The sequence below is a fragment of the Nostoc sp. 106C genome, from assembly GCF_002154725.1.
Classification (GTDB): domain Bacteria; phylum Cyanobacteriota; class Cyanobacteriia; order Cyanobacteriales; family Nostocaceae; genus Aulosira.
On the sequence record NZ_MTAW01000106.1, the window covers coordinates 16459 to 33130 of the forward strand.

Genomic DNA, 16672 nt, shown 5'->3' on the forward strand with positions numbered 1-16672 from the left:
TATAATAATCTTTTTTTATTCCTGCCCTTGTCTATATCAGCCCTTGGGTGCAAGTTATTAAGTCTTATGAGCCGCAATCAGCAATCGATCTGGCAGAAAACTCGTCAAAAACAAGATATCTTGTCTGCAACACCTGCACGCTTGGAACTTGTGCCTGAACGAGCCTGCGATTTAGAACTTTGCACAGCAGAAACTCTACATCGTACCCAAGAGGAACTGAAGTTCTATCGTAGGCTTTATGAAAATATTCCTTCTGTATATTTCAGTTTGGATACAACAGGAATAATTTTGTCTGTAAATCAATGTGGTGCAAGCTGTCTTGGCTACACCGTAGAAGAGTTGATTGACAAATCGGTTTTTAACCTATTTGAACAGTCAGAGAAACAAAGATTAGTTGATGTATTTAGAGAATTATTAAAGACTTCATCTAATAGTGAAATTGCCAATTGGGAATTTCGTTTAGGTTGTCCCGCCAGTAAGATTTTATGGGTAAAAGTTGTGGCGCGGTTCTTACCTGACGGCGGTGAAAACTATCTTGTTGATGCTAAATCAACTGATACATGTCCTCAAAAAAAACCACAGATTCTCATGGTTTTAGAAGACATTACTGCTCATAAACAGGCGGAAGATGCTTTACGAGAAAGTGAACAACGCTTTCACTCTATGGCTAATACCGCACCAGTAATGTTATGGATGGCAGAATGTGATGGACTATTTACTTTTTTTAATCAATCTTGGTTAAAGTTTACTGGACGTGGTATGGAGCAGCAGCAAGGGTTAGGCTGGCTGGAGGGAGTACATCCACAAGACCAAGAATTTTGCCAAGAAATCTATGATTCTGCCTTTCATGCTAGAGGCAAATTTGAGATGGAATATCGGCTTAAGCGTCATGATGGCGAATATCGTTGGATTTTAGATACTGGTGTTCCTAGATTTACGCCCAATGGCAAATTTGTTGGTTACATTGGATGCTGCCTAGATATTACAGAGCGTAAATTAGCAGAAGTTGCTTTAAAACATAGCCAAGAAGCTGTGCAGGCACAATTAGAGGAAATGGAGAGCCTAAATCGCCTCAAAGATGAATTTCTCAGCACAGTTTCTCACGAACTACGCACGCCACTAACTAATATGAAAATGGCGATTCAAATGCTGGGAATCACACTAAATCAAGAGCAAAACTTTTTGTCAGAAATGGCAAAGCCACAAGCAGAACGCTCGAAAGCAGCTCGCTATTATCAAATTTTAGATAATGAGTGCGATCGCGAAATTAATTTAATTAGTAACTTCTTAGATTTGCAAAGGTTGGATACTGGTGCGAAGCCTTTAGTCCTAGAAACTATTCAAGTACAGCAATGGCTCTGGCGGGTAGTAGAAGTCTTTAAAGCACGCAACCGCAACTCCTGTCAGCAAAAGTTGCGCCTCAGTGTAGCAGCTAATCTTCCCTTGCTAGCGTGCGATCCATTCAGCCTTGAGCGCATTTTAATAGAACTGCTGACCAATGCTTGTAAATTTAGCCCCCCAGATGCAGAAATCACTATTTCTGCTCAATTAAAATCTCACAATATCCAATTTCAAGTGATCAATTCTGGTGTAGAAATTTCTAGCTTTGAATTACCTCGTATTTTTGATAAGTTTTATCGCATTCCCAGTAACGACCCCTGGAAACAGGGCGGTACAGGATTAGGTTTAGCATTAGTACAGAAACTCACCAAGCATTTAGGAGGAACAATCGAGGTTGAAAGTGGGTCAAACCTTACCTGTTTTGCTATCCAACTACCACTGAGTAGTGAGCTATGAACGAAATTCAAAAAGCTTCAAGGGTCAAGAGTCAAAGAGCAAAAGTTAATTAAATTTATTAATTTTGAATTGTTTATCTCTTTTATCCCCTGTGCTTCTATGCTGCCTACGGTCTTAATCATAAGTCCTTAACTAAACACGATATACTTTTACTCTGCCACTCCTACCCTTTTTGGAGAAATTGGCTTGCTGATATCTGAAATATTTAGCTAATATGCGTCACAATTAATACTGCCACCAAAATTCACCAGTGATACCACAATTTTTATTAGGTCTACTGTAGGCAGGGGTAGCCAGTTGTGGCACTTTGGATTTTTGATGGCGAGAAGCACCTTGGAACGGGAATGAGGAACTTCCACTATGCTGATTTGCCCTCAGTGTAAATTTGAAAACTCCAATACTAATAAATTCTGCCAAAACTGTGGTGCATCCCTGACCCAGAAGGTCTGTCCTGAATGCAGTACCTCCGTACCTCTAAACGCACAAAGTTGTCCTAACTGTGGCACAGACTGCGGAACAGTGTGGTGGGCAATTATTGGCAAACAAGCTACTGGGGGCGATGGAGAAAATGAGGAAGCAATATCTTCTCTATCTGCTACACCTATTAACTCTCATCTCGAAGTAGGCTCTTATTTAGACCAAGAGCAACGCTATCAATTATTAGAGCCGCTACCAAGTCTAGAAGAACTTGCCGCTAATACTGAGGTGTGTATTAAAGTTTTAGACTGCCAACCATATCAAATCTCACCTTTGGAGGCAATATTAGAAAATTGTCAAAAGGGACTAGTAACACCATCAGTGGAAGCAAGTAGAATTCCCCAACTTGCTAAACCTTATATTGCCTTACAACCACAGGGACATCCAGGCGTACCGCCAATTCATGATGCATGGCAACAAGGTAATTTACAGATTGTACTCATTCAAGACCGCTCGAATTGGCCGCGTTTACTTGACCTGTGGCAGGAAAACACAACAAGTTCATTGCAACTTTTACATTGGTGCTATCAGATGACCCAATTATGGGGAGTCCTAGAACCAGTAAATTGTTGTCAAAGTCTTTTGGATGTGTCGAATTTGCTATTAGATGAAGACCAAACACTGGCTCTAGGACGCTTATATTCAGAACCATTTAATCATCAGTCTGTTGCCGATTTACCAGCAGATGTGGTAGATCAACCATCTGCTGAACAAAAACAAGCTTTAACAATTAAAGCTTTAGGACGGGTTTGGCAGTCACTCTTTAGACAGTCTCAACGCACTCAATTTGGTTCTATAGTCCAGATGTTAGGAGATTTGGAACTAGGTAAGATTGAAACGATCGCACAATTGCGATCGCGTTTGGAAGAAATGTCTAGCGAAATAGTAGCACCCACAATTGAAACTTTTTCGCCAACACAGGAGCAGTACACCACTGCACCAACTATGCTGCAATTCGATGAGCTAGAAGATTTCAACGCCAAAAATGATGATATGCCGACAGTGGTCCTACCAATGCAGCTCAGCAGCCTGCAAGATACAGGGCATACTGATGTGGGTCGTCAACGTCATCACAATGAAGACTACTTTGGCATTGAAACCAACATTAAAAAATTAGAGTTACCCAAAACTAGAGTTTTACAAGCGCGTGGCTTATATATTCTCTGCGACGGTATGGGGGGACATGCTGGCGGTGAGGTAGCCAGTGAGTTGGCAGTCAATACTCTGCGGCAATACTTTCAAGAACATTGGATTGGCAACCAACTACCAATAGAAGAGACTATCCGTGAAGCAGTATATCTAGCAAATCAGGCAATTTACGATCTTAATCAAAAAGATGCGCGTTCTGGTGTTGGGCGCATGGGTACTACCCTAGTTATGCTCTTAATTCAGGACAGCCACGCCGCAGTTGCTCATGTGGGAGATAGCCGCCTGTATTGCGTAAGCCATAAGCGTGGATTAGAACAAATCACAGTCGATCACGAAGTCGGTCAACGAGAAATTACTAGAGGAGTAGAAGCCAGCATCGCTTATGCTCGTCCTGATGCTTACCAACTTACCCAAGCTTTAGGGCCGCGTGACGAAAACTCAATTAATCCTGATGTAGAGTTTTTCGAGATTAATGAAGATACTCTTTTTGTACTGGTCTCGGACGGTTTATCGGATAATGATTTATTAGAAAGCCATTGGCAGACACATTTACTGCCTTTGCTTGGCTCTGGTACTAACCTAGAAGCCGGAGTTACAGACTTAATTGATTTGGCAAACCAATACAATGGTCATGACAATATTACTGCTATTTTGATCCGGGCGAAAGTGCGTCCAAATCTCGACAGTCAAAGATAAATGGGGACTAAGAATTAGGAGCTAGAGAATAGTTTTCTAATACCTAATACCCCATTTCAATTGCTTAATCCTTTTACCTTTTAGTTTGTATTGTGGTTACTCTGACTCTGCTAGAACCGCAACAAAAAACGCCACTCAAACAATGGTATTTTGAGAACTCCTCCGCAATTAAGATTGGACGAGCGGCGGATAATCACGTTGTGTTAAATGATAGTTTGGTTTCCCGCTATCATTTAGAACTTAAACCCGTTGGTTCTGCCAAAAAGGGCAGTTCGTGGCAGATAATTAGCCACGGCACGAATGGTACTTTCCTCAACGGCGTCCTTGTAACTCAGAGCCAATTGCCAGATAATTCCCTGCTGCAATTAGCACAGGGAGGCCCAATCATAAAATTTCAAATTCAAGAGGTAACAGCACCAGATTCTTGGTTGTGGCAAAAGGAAATTCCAGGCTCAATGGAAAAAACCTCTGCGCCTGCATCTTCTACCTGTACCCATGAAGGGAACTCCCCCAAAAATCTATTTTGCATCCATTGCGGCCAACCTCTGTCAGTGCAAAAGACAATTCACCAGTATCAAGTTTTACGAACTTTGGGGCAAGGAGGCATGGGTACTACCTATCTGGCATGGGATGCAGCAGGTGTGATTGCTGGGCATCCACAACTGCTGGTGTTAAAACAGATGAATGCCGATATGGCGAAAATTGCCAAGGCGCAAGAATTGTTTGAACGGGAGGCGCACACTCTCAAATCCCTTCACCATCCTGGGATTCCTAAATATTATGACTTTTTTGTCGAAGGTGGCAAAAAATACTTGGCAATGGAATTAGTCCACGGTCAGGATTTAGAAAAACGTATATATACTACAGGGCCAGTCATACCAAGCCAGGCGATCGCTTGGATGATCCAAACCTGCGATATTTTAGATTATCTCCACAGTCAGCAACCACCACTGATTCATCGGGATATTAAACCCGCTAACCTGATGGTGCGAAATTCTAATAATCAGATAGTGGTACTAGATTTTGGTGCAGTTAAGGAAATTGGTACGGCACCTGGCACTCGGATTGGAGCAGAGGGTTATTGTGCTCCCGAACAAGAACGAGGACAACCACTGACTCAATCCGATTTATATGCCATTGGTCCAACTTTAATTTTTTTGCTTACAGGTGAAAACCCTTTCAAGTTTTACCATCAACGAGGGCGGCATTTTAGATTTGATGTAGCTAGCGTTCCTACAATTACTCCCAAATTAAGGGAGATTATCGATCGCGTTACAGAGCCATTGCCACGCGATCGCTATCAGACTGCAAAAGAACTGGCTACGGCACTAGCTACTTGTTGATGAAGAAACAGGGCAATTGTGAAGGCTAAAAAATTTCATCCTTCATAGTTCACACTTTATTCTTCATCCCAAGCTTCCACTGCTAACAATTCACTGATAGGATCTTGCATAGTAAAGCCAAAATCTAACAGTTCTTGTTTCCAGTGCTGCCATTCATTGCCATAGAGCAAAGCAATTTTCCAAATGCTATCACTAGGCTTGATAATATTGGATTCTACGAGTGATTGCACGTTACGCTGCAATTTCACCATTGGGTGAATTACTTGCTGAGTCATAACCTCGATTCAATTCAGATTTTGTTTAGTAAATACTTAATCAAAACTGCTTTCCGTTTTGTAAATGTTACCGATGCGTAGAGCGTTGTAATTTTGGCAAAGCTAGTCTTAACTTTTTAACTATACCATAACTAACTCTACTAAGTTGTTGATAATTCGGTTTTGTACGGTAATTACCACCACAAAACCCTAATTCCATCGAACATTCATCATAGATACCAAAATCAAAAATTAGCCGTCCCCATAAATGCATTTATAGCTATGGTAGGTACGACTATTAAAACTGTATTTGTTTTAGTAAACGGAATGTATGCAGATTGCGAAAACCCCATAGAATAAGGGTTTATGGGAGTTTTGTGAGTTAACAGTTAATTATTTACCGTATTTGAATCTTATATACAATATCGCAAACATCTGAAACTAAACAATCTTCTTGCAAATCTTTATATAAATTTCATATTAGCATTTAAGAGCTATTATCTATGGTATTTAATTTTACGTGTTGAACAGAAATAAAAATAGTGCTTTAGGTAGATGAAGATATACAAAATATTACTTCGTTTTTCAATTAAATTACTTTGTTCGTAAATTAGTTTTCTTTAACGTTTTTGACTTTACCAGTTAAGCTCGTAACGGGTAACAACTGGCAGAGCAGCTTAGGAAACCTCACAACTTACGCCCTCCTGTGTTTGCTCACAAGGCTCAACCCGAAAGTGAACCAAGATTACCTCAGGCGATCGCCGCTGAAAGTGGTGAGTGCTTTATTGGCATACCATAAAACTCCATCAGCCTTCAGAGTTTGCTTTTGAGTTTTGTGTAAAATATTTCTCCGCAAGATGATAGTTGCTGTGAAGGAGTGGGTATCCTCATAACGGGAGGGTTGCTACTACCTAAATATTTACTAAAGCACGTGTATAAAGTATGGGTTCAGACGAAAAATACCTAATTAACCGTCGCAAGCAAATTGAACGACGACAAAGGTTTTTAACAGTAGTATCAATTGTATCATTTTTTGGTTCCATCATCTTTTCAGCGGTTCCGGCGATACAACAGGCTATGAATCCGCCGAAGGTAGCAGTTGGATCTCCAGAGAATTCACTAGAAAAACAGGCAAAAGGTTTAGAGATGGTTTTACAACGCGAACCAGAGAATCAGGTGGCGTTGGAGGGGTTGGTAAATGTGCGGCTAAATTTGAAAGATACTCAGGGTGCGATTCAACCTTTAGAAAAGTTAGTAAAGTTACGCCCAGAACGCCAAGATTACAAAGTTGTCTTGGGGCGGTTGAAGAAAGAACAAAACAAGAGCGATTCCCAGACAAATAACCAGCCTTAGAGGATCTTTTAAAAGAGCCATTTGCTCTCATAGTGAACACAGTAAAGCATCTAAGTACATGGCTGAAACCTTGATTTTTGGTTGCTGTTGACCAAAATCACAACAGGGTGCATCCACTTTTGGAAAAAACATAATTATATAATGCCATAAACCCCACTATATAGCTTGTCTAAAAAAGACTATCTGCCAAAACTAGATGCTCTCATCACAACGGCAATTCTACCTTCCAGGATTTTTAAAACAACCTCTTAGACTAAATTGTATTGTTCAGTCAAGCAGTGTAGTAAAAATCTTATCCAAGGCATTCTTCATTAAACAATAGTTTTATCTTCTGTATAGACTCAAAGGTATTACGTGGCAGACTTATCTAATGTCAATATCCTAGTTACAGGTGCTGATGGCTTTATCGGTTCTCATTTAACTGAAGAACTTGTTAAGAAAGGCTATCGAGTACGAGCCTTTGTTTTTTATAACTCTTTTAACTCTTGGGGCTGGTTAGACCACTCTCCTCAAGATATTAAAGAAAATTTGGAAATATTCGCTGGAGATATTCGAGATCCTCACGGAGTCAAGGAAGCTCTAAAAGGATGCGACATTGTTATGCATTTAGCAGCTTTGATTGCTATTCCTTATTCCTATCATTCTCCTGATACTTATATTGATACCAATATCAAAGGAACACTCAATATTGTGCAAGCTGCTCGAGAATTAGGCTTGCAAAAAATCATTCATACTTCTACTAGTGAAGTATACGGTACTGCTAGATTTGTTCCTATTACTGAAGAGCATCCGCTTCAAGGTCAATCACCTTATTCAGCAAGCAAAATTGGAGCAGATAGTATTGCAATGTCTTTTTACTACTCTTTTAATACTCCAGTTACAATTATCAGACCATTTAATACTTATGGTCCTAGGCAATCTGCTCGTGCAATTATTCCAACTGTAATTACTCAAATTGCTAGTGGGCAGCAGAAAATCAAACTAGGTGCATTACATCCTACCAGAGATTTTAACTATGTTAAAGACATAGTTCAAGGCTTTATCGCTGCGGCTCAATCAAATGCTATCGGAGAAGTTATTAATCTTGGAAGTAACTATGAGATATCAATTGAGGAAACTGTTAAATTAATTTCTGAAGTAATGAATATTGAAATTGATATTCAAACTGAAGAACAACGTCTACGTCCTGAAAAAAGCGAAGTTGAGCGTCTCTGGGCAGATAATACCAAAGCAAAGAAATTGCTGGGTTGGAAACCTATTTACAGTGGTAAAGAAGGATTGAAACAGGGAATTACAGAAACTGTCAAATGGTTTGCCAATCGAGATAATTGTAAGCTTTATAAAACCAATATTTATAACATATAATAAATATATTTTGATGATATTAAATGAGCCAACTTGATTTAAAAGTTATTCTTGAAGCATTACAAAAAGTTTTACCGCAAGAGCAAAGTTGTATCGGATTGCATGAACCTTATTTTATTGGTAATGAATGGGTTTATGTCAAAGAATGTTTAGATACAAGATGGGTTTCTTCAGTAGGTAAATTCGTTGATAATTTTGAATCTAGCCTAGCTAAATATACTGGAGTCAATCGGGCAGTTGCAGTGGTAAATGGTACTGCTGCTCTTCATATATGTTTACAGTTGATTGGAGTTAAAGCAGGGGATGAAGTTTTAATTCCAAGCTTAACCTTTGTAGCAACAGCAAATGCAGTTTCCTATTGTGGAGCTATTCCTCACTTTATAGATAGTGAAGAAACAACATTGGGAATAGATCCAAAAAAACTAGGTAATTATCTGGATAGTATTGCAGAAATTAAGTCTGAAGGTTGCTGTAATCGAAAAACTGGGCGATTTATCAAAGCTATTATTGCAGTTCATACATTTGGTCATCCAGTAGATTTGGATGCTTTGTACCAGGTTTGTGAGCACTTTCAATTAACCTTAATTGAAGATGCGGCGGAGTCTTTAGGTAGTTTTTACAAAGGTCGCCATACAGGTAACTGGGGTAAAGTTACGGCACTCAGTTTTAACGGCAATAAAATTATTACGACTGGAGGAGGTGGAGCGATTTTAACCCAAGATGATTCTTTAGCAAACTTGGCTAAGCATATGACTACAACTGCTAAATTACCGCATCGGTGGGCATTTAATCACGATCAGGTTAGTTATAATTATCGATTACCTAATATTAACGCAGCTATAGGATGTGCCCAACTAGAGAATTTACCAGAAATTTTAAGTGCAAAAAGAGCTTTGGCAGAAAAATACGCTCAAATTTTCCAACAAATTTATGGGATCAAGTTTTTTACAGAACCTGATTATGCACATAGTAATTATTGGCTGAATACTTTGTTGTTAAATGAAGATTATGCTGCACAAAGAAATGATTTATTAGAATTAACTAATAATTATGGTATTATGACTCGTCCTGCATGGACTTTAATGCATAAATTACCTATGTATAAAGATTTTCCTCGTATGAATTTAGAGGTTGCAGAAAGTTTAGAAAGTAGAATAATTAATATTCCGAGTAGTGCTTTTCTAGTTTAAAAATTAAATGTTTGATGTTATAAAATAATGTTTTTAGAGTAGTATTTGTATGGTCAAACTAAAGTAATAAATATGCAAAAAATTGACGTATCTGGTATATCAATAGGACCAGGATATCCTTGTTTTATCATTGCTGAAGCAGGGGTAAACCACAATGGTAGCTTAGACATAGCTAAACATTTAATTGACAAAGCTTTAGAAGCAGGAGCAGATGCGGTTAAATTTCAATCTTTTAAGTCAGAAAAAGTTGTTACTAGCACAGCTCCTAAAGCAGAATACCAATTACTGACAACAAATCCTAATGAATCTCAACTTGATATGATTCGTCCATTAGAATTGTCAGTAGAAGCACATCGAGAATTACAAGCTTACTCAAAACAACAAGGAATCTTATTTATTTCAACTCCCTTTGATGAAGAAAGTGCAGACCTTTTGGAAGAATTAAAAGTGCCGCTATTTAAAATTCCTTCAGGAGAAATCACAAACTGGAATTTTTTAAAGTATGTCGCACGTAAGGGTAAACCTTTAATTGTTTCAACTGGAATGTCCTACTTAAGCGAAGTCGAAGAAGCTCTCCGGGTAATTCGCCAAGTTGGATGTGAACAATTGGTATTGTTACACTGTGTCTCAAACTACCCTGCCAACCCAGTTGAAGCCAATCTTAGGGCAATGCATTCAATGGCGACAGCCCTGCAAGTACCAGTAGGCTATTCGGATCATACACCAGGAATTGAAGTGGCATTAGCGGCAGTTGCTTTGGGAGCTTGTGTGATTGAAAAGCATTTTACCTTAGATAAAAACTTGCTTGGGCCTGACCACAAAGCTTCTTTAGACCCTCAAGAGTTACAGGCATTAGTTAAGGGGGTAAGAAGCGTAGAACTTGCTTTAGGAAATGGCTTGAAACAACCGACAGAATCTGAAACTAATACCCGTGCGATCGCTCGTCGTAGCATAGCAGTAACCTGTGATGTAGTAAAAGGAACTGTACTTCAGCCAGAAATGCTCACTGCTCTGCGCCCAGCCAGTGGTATTTCTCCAACCCAGCAAGACTTAGTAATAGGGCGCAAGGTAACGAGATCGCTCAAAGCAGGTCAAATAATCTGTTGGAGTGATTTAACATGAGAAGCATTGGTGTCGTGACGGTAGGACGATCAGACTACAGCAGTTGTCTACCAATTCTCAAACAGATTCAACAAGATCCTGATTTACATCTACACCTAATTGTCACAGGAATGCATCTATCGCCTGAATTTGGGTTGACTGTGCAAGAGATTGAATCTGATGGTTTTGAGATTGGCGATCGCGTAGAAATGCTCCTCAATTCTAATACTCCCGAAGGCGTTGCTAAATCTATAGGTCTTGGGACGATTGGCTTGGCTCAAAGCTTTGCTCGCTATCAGCCAGATCTATTGCTGATTGTAGGCGATCGCTTTGAATTACTTTCAATTGTCAGTTCTACTCTACCCTTTCGTATTCCTATTGCTCACATCTCTGGTGGAGATATCACGGAAGGAGCGATTGACAATCAAATCCGCTACGCAGTGACTCAAATGAGCCATCTACATTTTGTAGCGATGCAGGAACATAAAGAAAGACTACTCCAGATGGGTGAACAACCTTGGCGTGTTTTTGTAACAGGAGATCCAGCTTTAGACTCCATCCAACAAATGAAATTAATGGTACGAGAGGAGCTAAGTCAGAGTCTTGGACTGGAGTTAAAACCTCCTATTTTACTAATCACGTATCATCCCACGACCCTTAGTGCCATAAGTCCTGTGGAAGAGATTGAGATTGTCTTGAAGGCTTTAGAGCAAGTTGAAGGAACTCTCATCTTTACTTGTCCCAATGCTGATCCTGAAGGACGAGTGATTATCAAAAAAATTCAAGAATTTGTTGCTACTAGAACCCAAGCTAAGTTTTTTTCTAATCTCGGTCAGTTAAGATACTACAGTTTGCTAGGACAAGCTGACGTAATGGTAGGCAATTCTTCCAGTGGGATTTGGGAAGCGCCCAGTTTTCGCCTACCAGTTGTTAATATTGGCGATCGCCAGCAAGGTCGGCTGCAAACCAAAAATGTGATTGATGTTGGGCTTGATTTTAAGGCAATCAATGAATCTATTAATAGAGCCTTGCAGTCTTATTTTCGCCTTGGTCTGTCAGACTTAAAAAATCCTTACGGAGATGGTCAGGCAGCTTATCGCATTATTAGAGTTCTCAAAAGTATTAACATTGGCTCAAGTTTTTTAAAAAAACAATTTTTTAGCGTTTCAAATCAGATATGAGGCAGAAATTCAAAGCTTTAGGGGGAGAAATGGAATTAGCTCCTCAAACACTCACTGCCCCTCTAATCCATAACATCTTATCCCAATTGCCTAGCCATCAAACTGTTGTTACAGGGAGGACAGGAATTAAATTGATTTTGCAGGCTATCAAAGAAGAATTAAATGGGGTATTTCTTCTGCCAGCCTATTTATGTTCTAGCGTACTTCAAACTTTTCAAGAAGAAAAAATTGAAATAGCTTTTTATAACATTAATTCTGATTTAAGTTTAGATTTAATGCATTTAATAAAGCAGGTAGAGAATTTATCTCCTCAAGGAATATTTTTTATTAACTATTTCGGATTTCCTGTCGCTAAAAAAGTTAAGGAAGCTCTGCTAAATTTAAAAAAACAGTGCTGGTTGATTGAAGATTGCGTCCAGGGATCTCTAGTTGAAGCTACTCATCCGGTTGTTGGGAAAATTGGACATTTTAGCTTGACCAGTTTTCGGAAATATTTACCCTTGCCAGATGGCGGATTAGTGATCAATAATACACAACATACTTTAGCTTATTTGCCAGCAATCCTTAGCAAGTTTGTGAGATATCGTTTATTTGGTAAGTTTTTACGTTATGAGTTTATCCACCATTACTTAAACTCTTCTGAATTAGAAGAGATATATCTAAATCTCTTCGCTGCTGCGGAAAGAGAATTAGATACTCAAACGCCCATGCAGGGAATGTCTGAAATTTCCCAAGATTTACTTAAGCGTCTTAATTTGTCGGATGCTATGGAAAGAAGACGCAGCAATTTTTTATCTATTCTCCAGGCATTTACGGAAACTCCTAAACTACAGTCTCTAGGTGTTCCCTTGATTGCACAATTACCAGAAGGAGTATCTCCTTTGGTATTTCCCCTTCGAGTCAGAGAGAAGAAAAGAGACCAACTAAGGCATCAACTCCAGTCTCAAAACGTCTTTTGTCCTATTCACTGGCATTTACCTCAAGAAGTTCAAGTAACCGAATTTCCAGAAGCCCATCAGATATCAAAAGAAATACTGAGTTTGCCTATCGACCAACGTTACACCAAAGACGATATGAATAGTTTGATCGACCAATTATTGATCGCGTATCAAAATATATGATGAATTGGGATTCCACTTGGGAACAGATATTCAGTACACGGGAGTGGGGAAAATATCCTCCAGAAGAAGTTATTCGCTTCATAGCGCGAAATTTTTATGCCTTTACAAATAGAAAGCAAATTAAATTGCTAGAAATTGGCTGCGGTACTGGAGCAAATATTTGGTATATGAGCAGAGAAGGTTTTGATGTCTATGGGATTGATGGATCAGCCACAGCAATAGCTAAAGCGGAAAATCGTTTACATTCAGAAGGTTTAAAAGCCCATCTCCAAATCGGGGATCTGATTTCATTATCTAACTTTTATCCTCCTGCCTATTTTGATGCAGTGCTAGACGTAGCGTGCTTGCAACACAACTCAATTCCAGGCATTAAAATCATAGTAGAACAAGTTAAAACTGTGCTCAAACCTGGAGGTAGAATCTTTTCTATGGCCGTTGCTTCTGGATCGTGGGGATATGGCTTAGGGAAAGAAGTCGAATCAGGAACGTTCATTGAGATCACGGAAGGACCTTTAGAAAGCAAAGGGCTATGCCATTTTTTCAATTTAGAAGAAGTGCAGGAACTCTCAAATTACTTTACTGATGTACAAATTGAATATTCACTTCGTAGTCTGAACCACCAGCAACAATATTATAAGCATTGGCTTGTCGAAGGCAAAAAACAACCGTGAAATGGCAAATTTTTACTGCTCAAGAGACAGAAGAGTGGTACAAAGTACTAGAACGTTTTCACTCAATAGATATCTATTTTCTCCCTGAATATCATAGAGCATATGAGTTAAATGGGGATGGAATAGCTTATGCTTTTGTTGCCCAAGATGAAGGTAATACTTGGTTTTACCCTTTCTTTGTGCGTTCTATTCAGCAAGTTGGGTCTGAAGTTTTAGACGAGCCTTGGTACGATATTGAAACAGTCTACGGATACAGTGGTCCATTAAGTACTACTACCGATCCAGCGTTTTTGACAAAAGTTCAAGCCGTGTTTTCTCAATGGTGCCAAGATAATCGTATAATTGCTGAGTTTATTCGCTTCAATCCGCTGCTTCAGAATCACCAATACGTCGATCAGTCTTGTCGGCTAATCCCCAATAGAGAAACGGTCGTTGTTAGTTTAAAGGGATCTGAGCAAGATTTATGGGCAAACTATCCTTCTGTGCAGCGCAATATGGTTAACAAAGCTATTAAAAATGGATTGGTTTGTGCAGAAAGTTCTACACCGGAAAACTTAGAAGCATTCCGACAAATGTATGAACAGACGATGAACCTTCTCGGCGCTATTCCTTATTACTACTTCTGTGAGTCTTATTTTAAATACTTATGGAACAATCTGACTCAAGCCGTTAAACTATTCACGGTCAGATATGAAGAGCATATTGTTACTGCTGGATTATTTCTGCAACATGGAGATTTCCTCCACTACCATCTGGCAGGTAGCGATGTCAATTATCGCTCCTTTGCTCCTAACAATTTACTATTACACACAGTTGCACAATGGGGACAAAAAAACGGCTTTCACTGGCTGCATCTGGGAGGGGGACGAACCGCAGACCCAAAAGATGACCTCTTCCGCTTTAAAGCCAGTCTCTCGAGATTGTATCTTCCTTTCTATATCGGTGGACGAGTTCATAATGCAGCCGTCTACGAAAAACTCTGCGTTAACTGGATGCGTCAGCAACAATTCATCCAACGGCCTAACTACTTCCTTCTTTATCGCTTAACTTGAAGCAATTACTGTTATTTTCTGGTTATATTTGGGAATTCTATTAATTAACACAACTTGGAAAGTTAATAGGTAAACTCTAGTTTCCAGCGGTCACTGGTAAGCGTAAAAGTACCTCATTTTTATTTATGAGATACCTGAACTTTCCAACTCGTGAATTAAAAACCCTGAAAAGAACTAGGGGAATACCGTGAAAGACTGGAAAATAATATTGATTTCGCCACAATACTCACTTCGGGAAGCAATCCAAACCATTGATACTAGCGCTCTGCAAATTGCACTGGTTGTGAACGAACAACAGCAATTATTAGGAACTGTGACTGATGGAGATATCCGCCGAGCGATATTGAGAGGGTTATCGTTAGATGAACCTGTTCATCTAGCAATGAATCTTCAACCCATTACTGTCGGTACTAATACGACTAATGATGAAATTATCGCTATAATGCGCCGAAAAAGCATTCGGCAAATCCCTGTAATTGATCTAGACAGGCGAGTTGTCAAACTTGCACTACTAGAACAACTGCTAGAAGTTACTAAGCGTGATAACTGGATTGTTTTAATTGCTGGTGGGTTGGGAACTCGGTTAGCCCCCTTAACTCAAGATTGTCCAAAGCCCTTGTTGAAAGTAGGTGGTAAGCCAATTCTGGAAAATATCTTAGAGAGCTTTATTGACTGTGGATTCCATCAATTTTTTATTTCAGTCAATTATAAATCTCACATGATTGAAAACTACTTTAACGATGGCTCACGGTGGGGAGTAAATGTCGAATATCTGCGTGAAACAGAACGTTTAGGTACTGCTGGCGGTTTAAGTTTACTGCCGGAACACCCAGAATTACCTTTTTTTGTAATGAATGCGGATTTATTAACGAAACTGAACTTCCATAACATGCTCAATTTTCATCAAGAGCATGAGAGCGTGGCAACAATGGCAGTCACAGAGTATGATTTTCAGATTCCCTTTGGTGTAGTTGATACAGAGCAACAAAGAATTATTGGACTTAGAGAGAAGCCTGTATATAAATTTCATGTTAATACAGGAATTTATATTTTAGAACCATCATGTTTAGACTCAATTCCTAAAGCAAAATACTACGACATGCCGTCTCTATTTGAAACACTAATTCAAAAACAAGAAAAAACCTCTGCTTTTCCCATTAGAGAATACTGGTTAGATATTGGAAGGATGAGTGATTTTGAGAAAGCCAACGAAGAATTTAGAGAGGTATTTGTATGATTCAAGAAAAAAAAGTTTTGGCAATTATTCCCGCCCGAGGAGGATCTAAAACAGTCCCGCGTAAAAATATTCGAGAAATAGGAGGAAAACCATTAATTGCATGGACAATTGAAGAAGCTAAAAAATCTATTTATATAGATAGATTAATACTGTCATCAGAAGATGATGAAATTATTAGCATCGCTCAACAATGGGGCTGTGAAGTTGCTTTTAAACGCCCTATTGAACTCGCTCAGGATGATACGCCAGGAATTGCTCCTGTTTTACACGCTTTAAGTCAGCTTCCTATATATGATTATATTGTTCTTCTCCAACCAACTTCTCCTCTGAGAAAGGTGATAGACATTGATGCTTGTCTTGAAGCTTGTGTTAAAACTCACAGTTATTCTTCTGTCTCAGTTACTGAATCTGATTCAAGCCCCTATTGGATGTATACCGTTGATAAAAGTGGAAAAATGCAGCCTTTTATCAAAACACCCAATATTTTTGAGCGTCGGCAAGATTTACCAAAAGTTTATCTATTAAATGGTGCTGTTTATGTGGCTCAAACAGCATGGCTCCTACAAAATAAAAATTTTATTAGTGAAGACACAACGGCATATATTATGCCATTGGAACGTTCATTAGATATAGATACTGAATTCGATTTACTTTGGATGCAGAACCATATAAAACATAGTTAATA

The 16672-nt window shown here is 39.1% G+C and carries 15 protein-coding genes; 13 read left to right on the top strand and 2 right to left on the bottom strand.

Annotated elements, in window-relative coordinates; all coding sequences use genetic code 11:
• Positions 1 to 66 precede the first annotated feature (66 nt).
• The 3 genes from BV375_RS14440 (at position 67) to BV375_RS14450 (ending at position 5462) form a co-directional block, all read left to right on the top strand.
• A complete protein-coding gene (locus BV375_RS14440) occupies positions 67 to 1797 on the top strand; it encodes a PAS domain-containing sensor histidine kinase (protein ID WP_086761580.1) in 1731 nt (576 codons plus the stop codon).
• A gap of 360 nt (positions 1798 to 2157) precedes the next feature.
• Positions 2158 to 4119 (top strand): serine/threonine phosphatase, encoded by a 1962-nt coding sequence (locus BV375_RS14445; RefSeq protein ID WP_086761582.1) that lies wholly within the window; start codon positions 2158 to 2160, stop codon positions 4117 to 4119.
• 92 nt (positions 4120 to 4211) lie between these two features.
• Entirely contained in the window at positions 4212 to 5462 is a 1251-nt protein-coding gene (locus BV375_RS14450; RefSeq protein WP_086761584.1) for an FHA domain-containing serine/threonine-protein kinase, read from the top strand.
• A 56-nt stretch (positions 5463 to 5518) separates the two neighbouring features.
• On the opposite strand, the gene BV375_RS14455 is transcribed toward BV375_RS14450, so the two are convergent.
• Complete coding sequence (locus BV375_RS14455; RefSeq protein ID WP_086686901.1) at positions 5519 to 5737, bottom strand: DUF4327 family protein; 219 nt, start codon at positions 5735 to 5737, stop codon at positions 5519 to 5521.
• Positions 5738 to 5804: 67 nt separating this feature from the next.
• On the bottom strand, positions 5805 to 5990 hold the full coding sequence (locus BV375_RS36875) for a hypothetical protein (protein ID WP_166507448.1): 186 nt from the start codon (positions 5988 to 5990) through the stop codon (positions 5805 to 5807).
• Positions 5991 to 6658: 668 nt separating this feature from the next.
• Here BV375_RS36875 and BV375_RS14460 point away from each other — a divergent pair.
• The 10 genes from BV375_RS14460 to BV375_RS14505 all read left to right on the top strand — a co-directional run bounded on the left by BV375_RS14460 (position 6659) and on the right by BV375_RS14505 (position 16670).
• Positions 6659 to 7069: a hypothetical protein gene (locus BV375_RS14460; protein WP_086761586.1), complete on the top strand. Its 411-nt coding sequence runs from the start codon at positions 6659 to 6661 to the stop codon at positions 7067 to 7069.
• A gap of 354 nt (positions 7070 to 7423) precedes the next feature.
• Positions 7424 to 8434, top strand: a complete 1011-nt coding sequence (locus BV375_RS14465) for an NAD-dependent 4,6-dehydratase LegB (protein WP_086761588.1) — start codon at positions 7424 to 7426, stop codon at positions 8432 to 8434.
• Between the two features lie 23 nt (positions 8435 to 8457).
• A complete protein-coding gene (locus BV375_RS14470) occupies positions 8458 to 9624 on the top strand; it encodes a LegC family aminotransferase (RefSeq protein WP_086761590.1) in 1167 nt (388 codons plus the stop codon).
• Between the two features lie 72 nt (positions 9625 to 9696).
• Entirely contained in the window at positions 9697 to 10746 is a 1050-nt protein-coding gene (gene neuB, locus BV375_RS14475; RefSeq protein ID WP_086761592.1) for an N-acetylneuraminate synthase, read from the top strand.
• Entirely contained in the window at positions 10743 to 11906 is a 1164-nt protein-coding gene (gene neuC / locus BV375_RS14480) for a UDP-N-acetylglucosamine 2-epimerase (protein ID WP_086761594.1), read from the top strand. The genes neuB and neuC overlap by 4 nt, the downstream gene beginning before the upstream one ends.
• Before the next feature lie 29 nt (positions 11907 to 11935).
• The gene (locus tag BV375_RS14485; protein WP_166509244.1) at positions 11936 to 13027 is read left to right on the top strand and encodes a DegT/DnrJ/EryC1/StrS family aminotransferase; all 1092 of its coding nucleotides are present in this window, start codon (positions 11936 to 11938) and stop codon (positions 13025 to 13027) included.
• Entirely contained in the window at positions 13024 to 13698 is a 675-nt protein-coding gene (locus tag BV375_RS14490; protein WP_086761598.1) for a class I SAM-dependent methyltransferase, read from the top strand. Before BV375_RS14485 ends, BV375_RS14490 begins: the two co-directional genes overlap by 4 nt.
• Complete coding sequence (locus BV375_RS14495) at positions 13695 to 14750, top strand: GNAT family N-acetyltransferase (RefSeq protein WP_086761600.1); 1056 nt, start codon at positions 13695 to 13697, stop codon at positions 14748 to 14750. The genes BV375_RS14490 and BV375_RS14495 overlap by 4 nt, the downstream gene beginning before the upstream one ends.
• Positions 14751 to 14937: 187 nt before the next feature.
• Positions 14938 to 15987, top strand: a complete 1050-nt coding sequence (locus BV375_RS14500) for a nucleotidyltransferase family protein (protein WP_086761602.1) — start codon at positions 14938 to 14940, stop codon at positions 15985 to 15987.
• Positions 15984 to 16670: an acylneuraminate cytidylyltransferase family protein gene (locus tag BV375_RS14505; protein WP_086761604.1), complete on the top strand. Its 687-nt coding sequence runs from the start codon at positions 15984 to 15986 to the stop codon at positions 16668 to 16670. The genes BV375_RS14500 and BV375_RS14505 overlap by 4 nt, the downstream gene beginning before the upstream one ends.
• Positions 16671 to 16672 lie beyond the last annotated feature (2 nt).

Excerpts from the sequence above, each read along its gene's own strand:
- BV375_RS14440 (WP_086761580.1), top strand. The coding sequence starts at position 67 with ATGAGCCGCAATCAGCAATCGATCTGGCAGAAAACTCGTCAAAAACAA.
- BV375_RS14445 (WP_086761582.1), top strand. The coding sequence starts at position 2,158 with ATGCTGATTTGCCCTCAGTGTAAATTTGAAAACTCCAATACTAATAAA.
- BV375_RS14455 (WP_086686901.1), bottom strand. The coding sequence starts at position 5,737 with ATGACTCAGCAAGTAATTCACCCAATGGTGAAATTGCAGCGTAACGTG.
- BV375_RS36875 (WP_166507448.1), bottom strand. The coding sequence starts at position 5,990 with ATGCATTTATGGGGACGGCTAATTTTTGATTTTGGTATCTATGATGAA.
- BV375_RS14460 (WP_086761586.1), top strand. The coding sequence starts at position 6,659 with ATGGGTTCAGACGAAAAATACCTAATTAACCGTCGCAAGCAAATTGAA.
- BV375_RS14470 (WP_086761590.1), top strand. The coding sequence starts at position 8,458 with ATGAGCCAACTTGATTTAAAAGTTATTCTTGAAGCATTACAAAAAGTT.
- neuB (WP_086761592.1), top strand. The coding sequence starts at position 9,697 with ATGCAAAAAATTGACGTATCTGGTATATCAATAGGACCAGGATATCCT.
- neuC (WP_086761594.1), top strand. The coding sequence starts at position 10,743 with ATGAGAAGCATTGGTGTCGTGACGGTAGGACGATCAGACTACAGCAGT.
- BV375_RS14485 (WP_166509244.1), top strand. The coding sequence starts at position 11,936 with ATGGAATTAGCTCCTCAAACACTCACTGCCCCTCTAATCCATAACATC.
- BV375_RS14490 (WP_086761598.1), top strand. The coding sequence starts at position 13,024 with ATGATGAATTGGGATTCCACTTGGGAACAGATATTCAGTACACGGGAG.
- BV375_RS14505 (WP_086761604.1), top strand. The coding sequence starts at position 15,984 with ATGATTCAAGAAAAAAAAGTTTTGGCAATTATTCCCGCCCGAGGAGGA.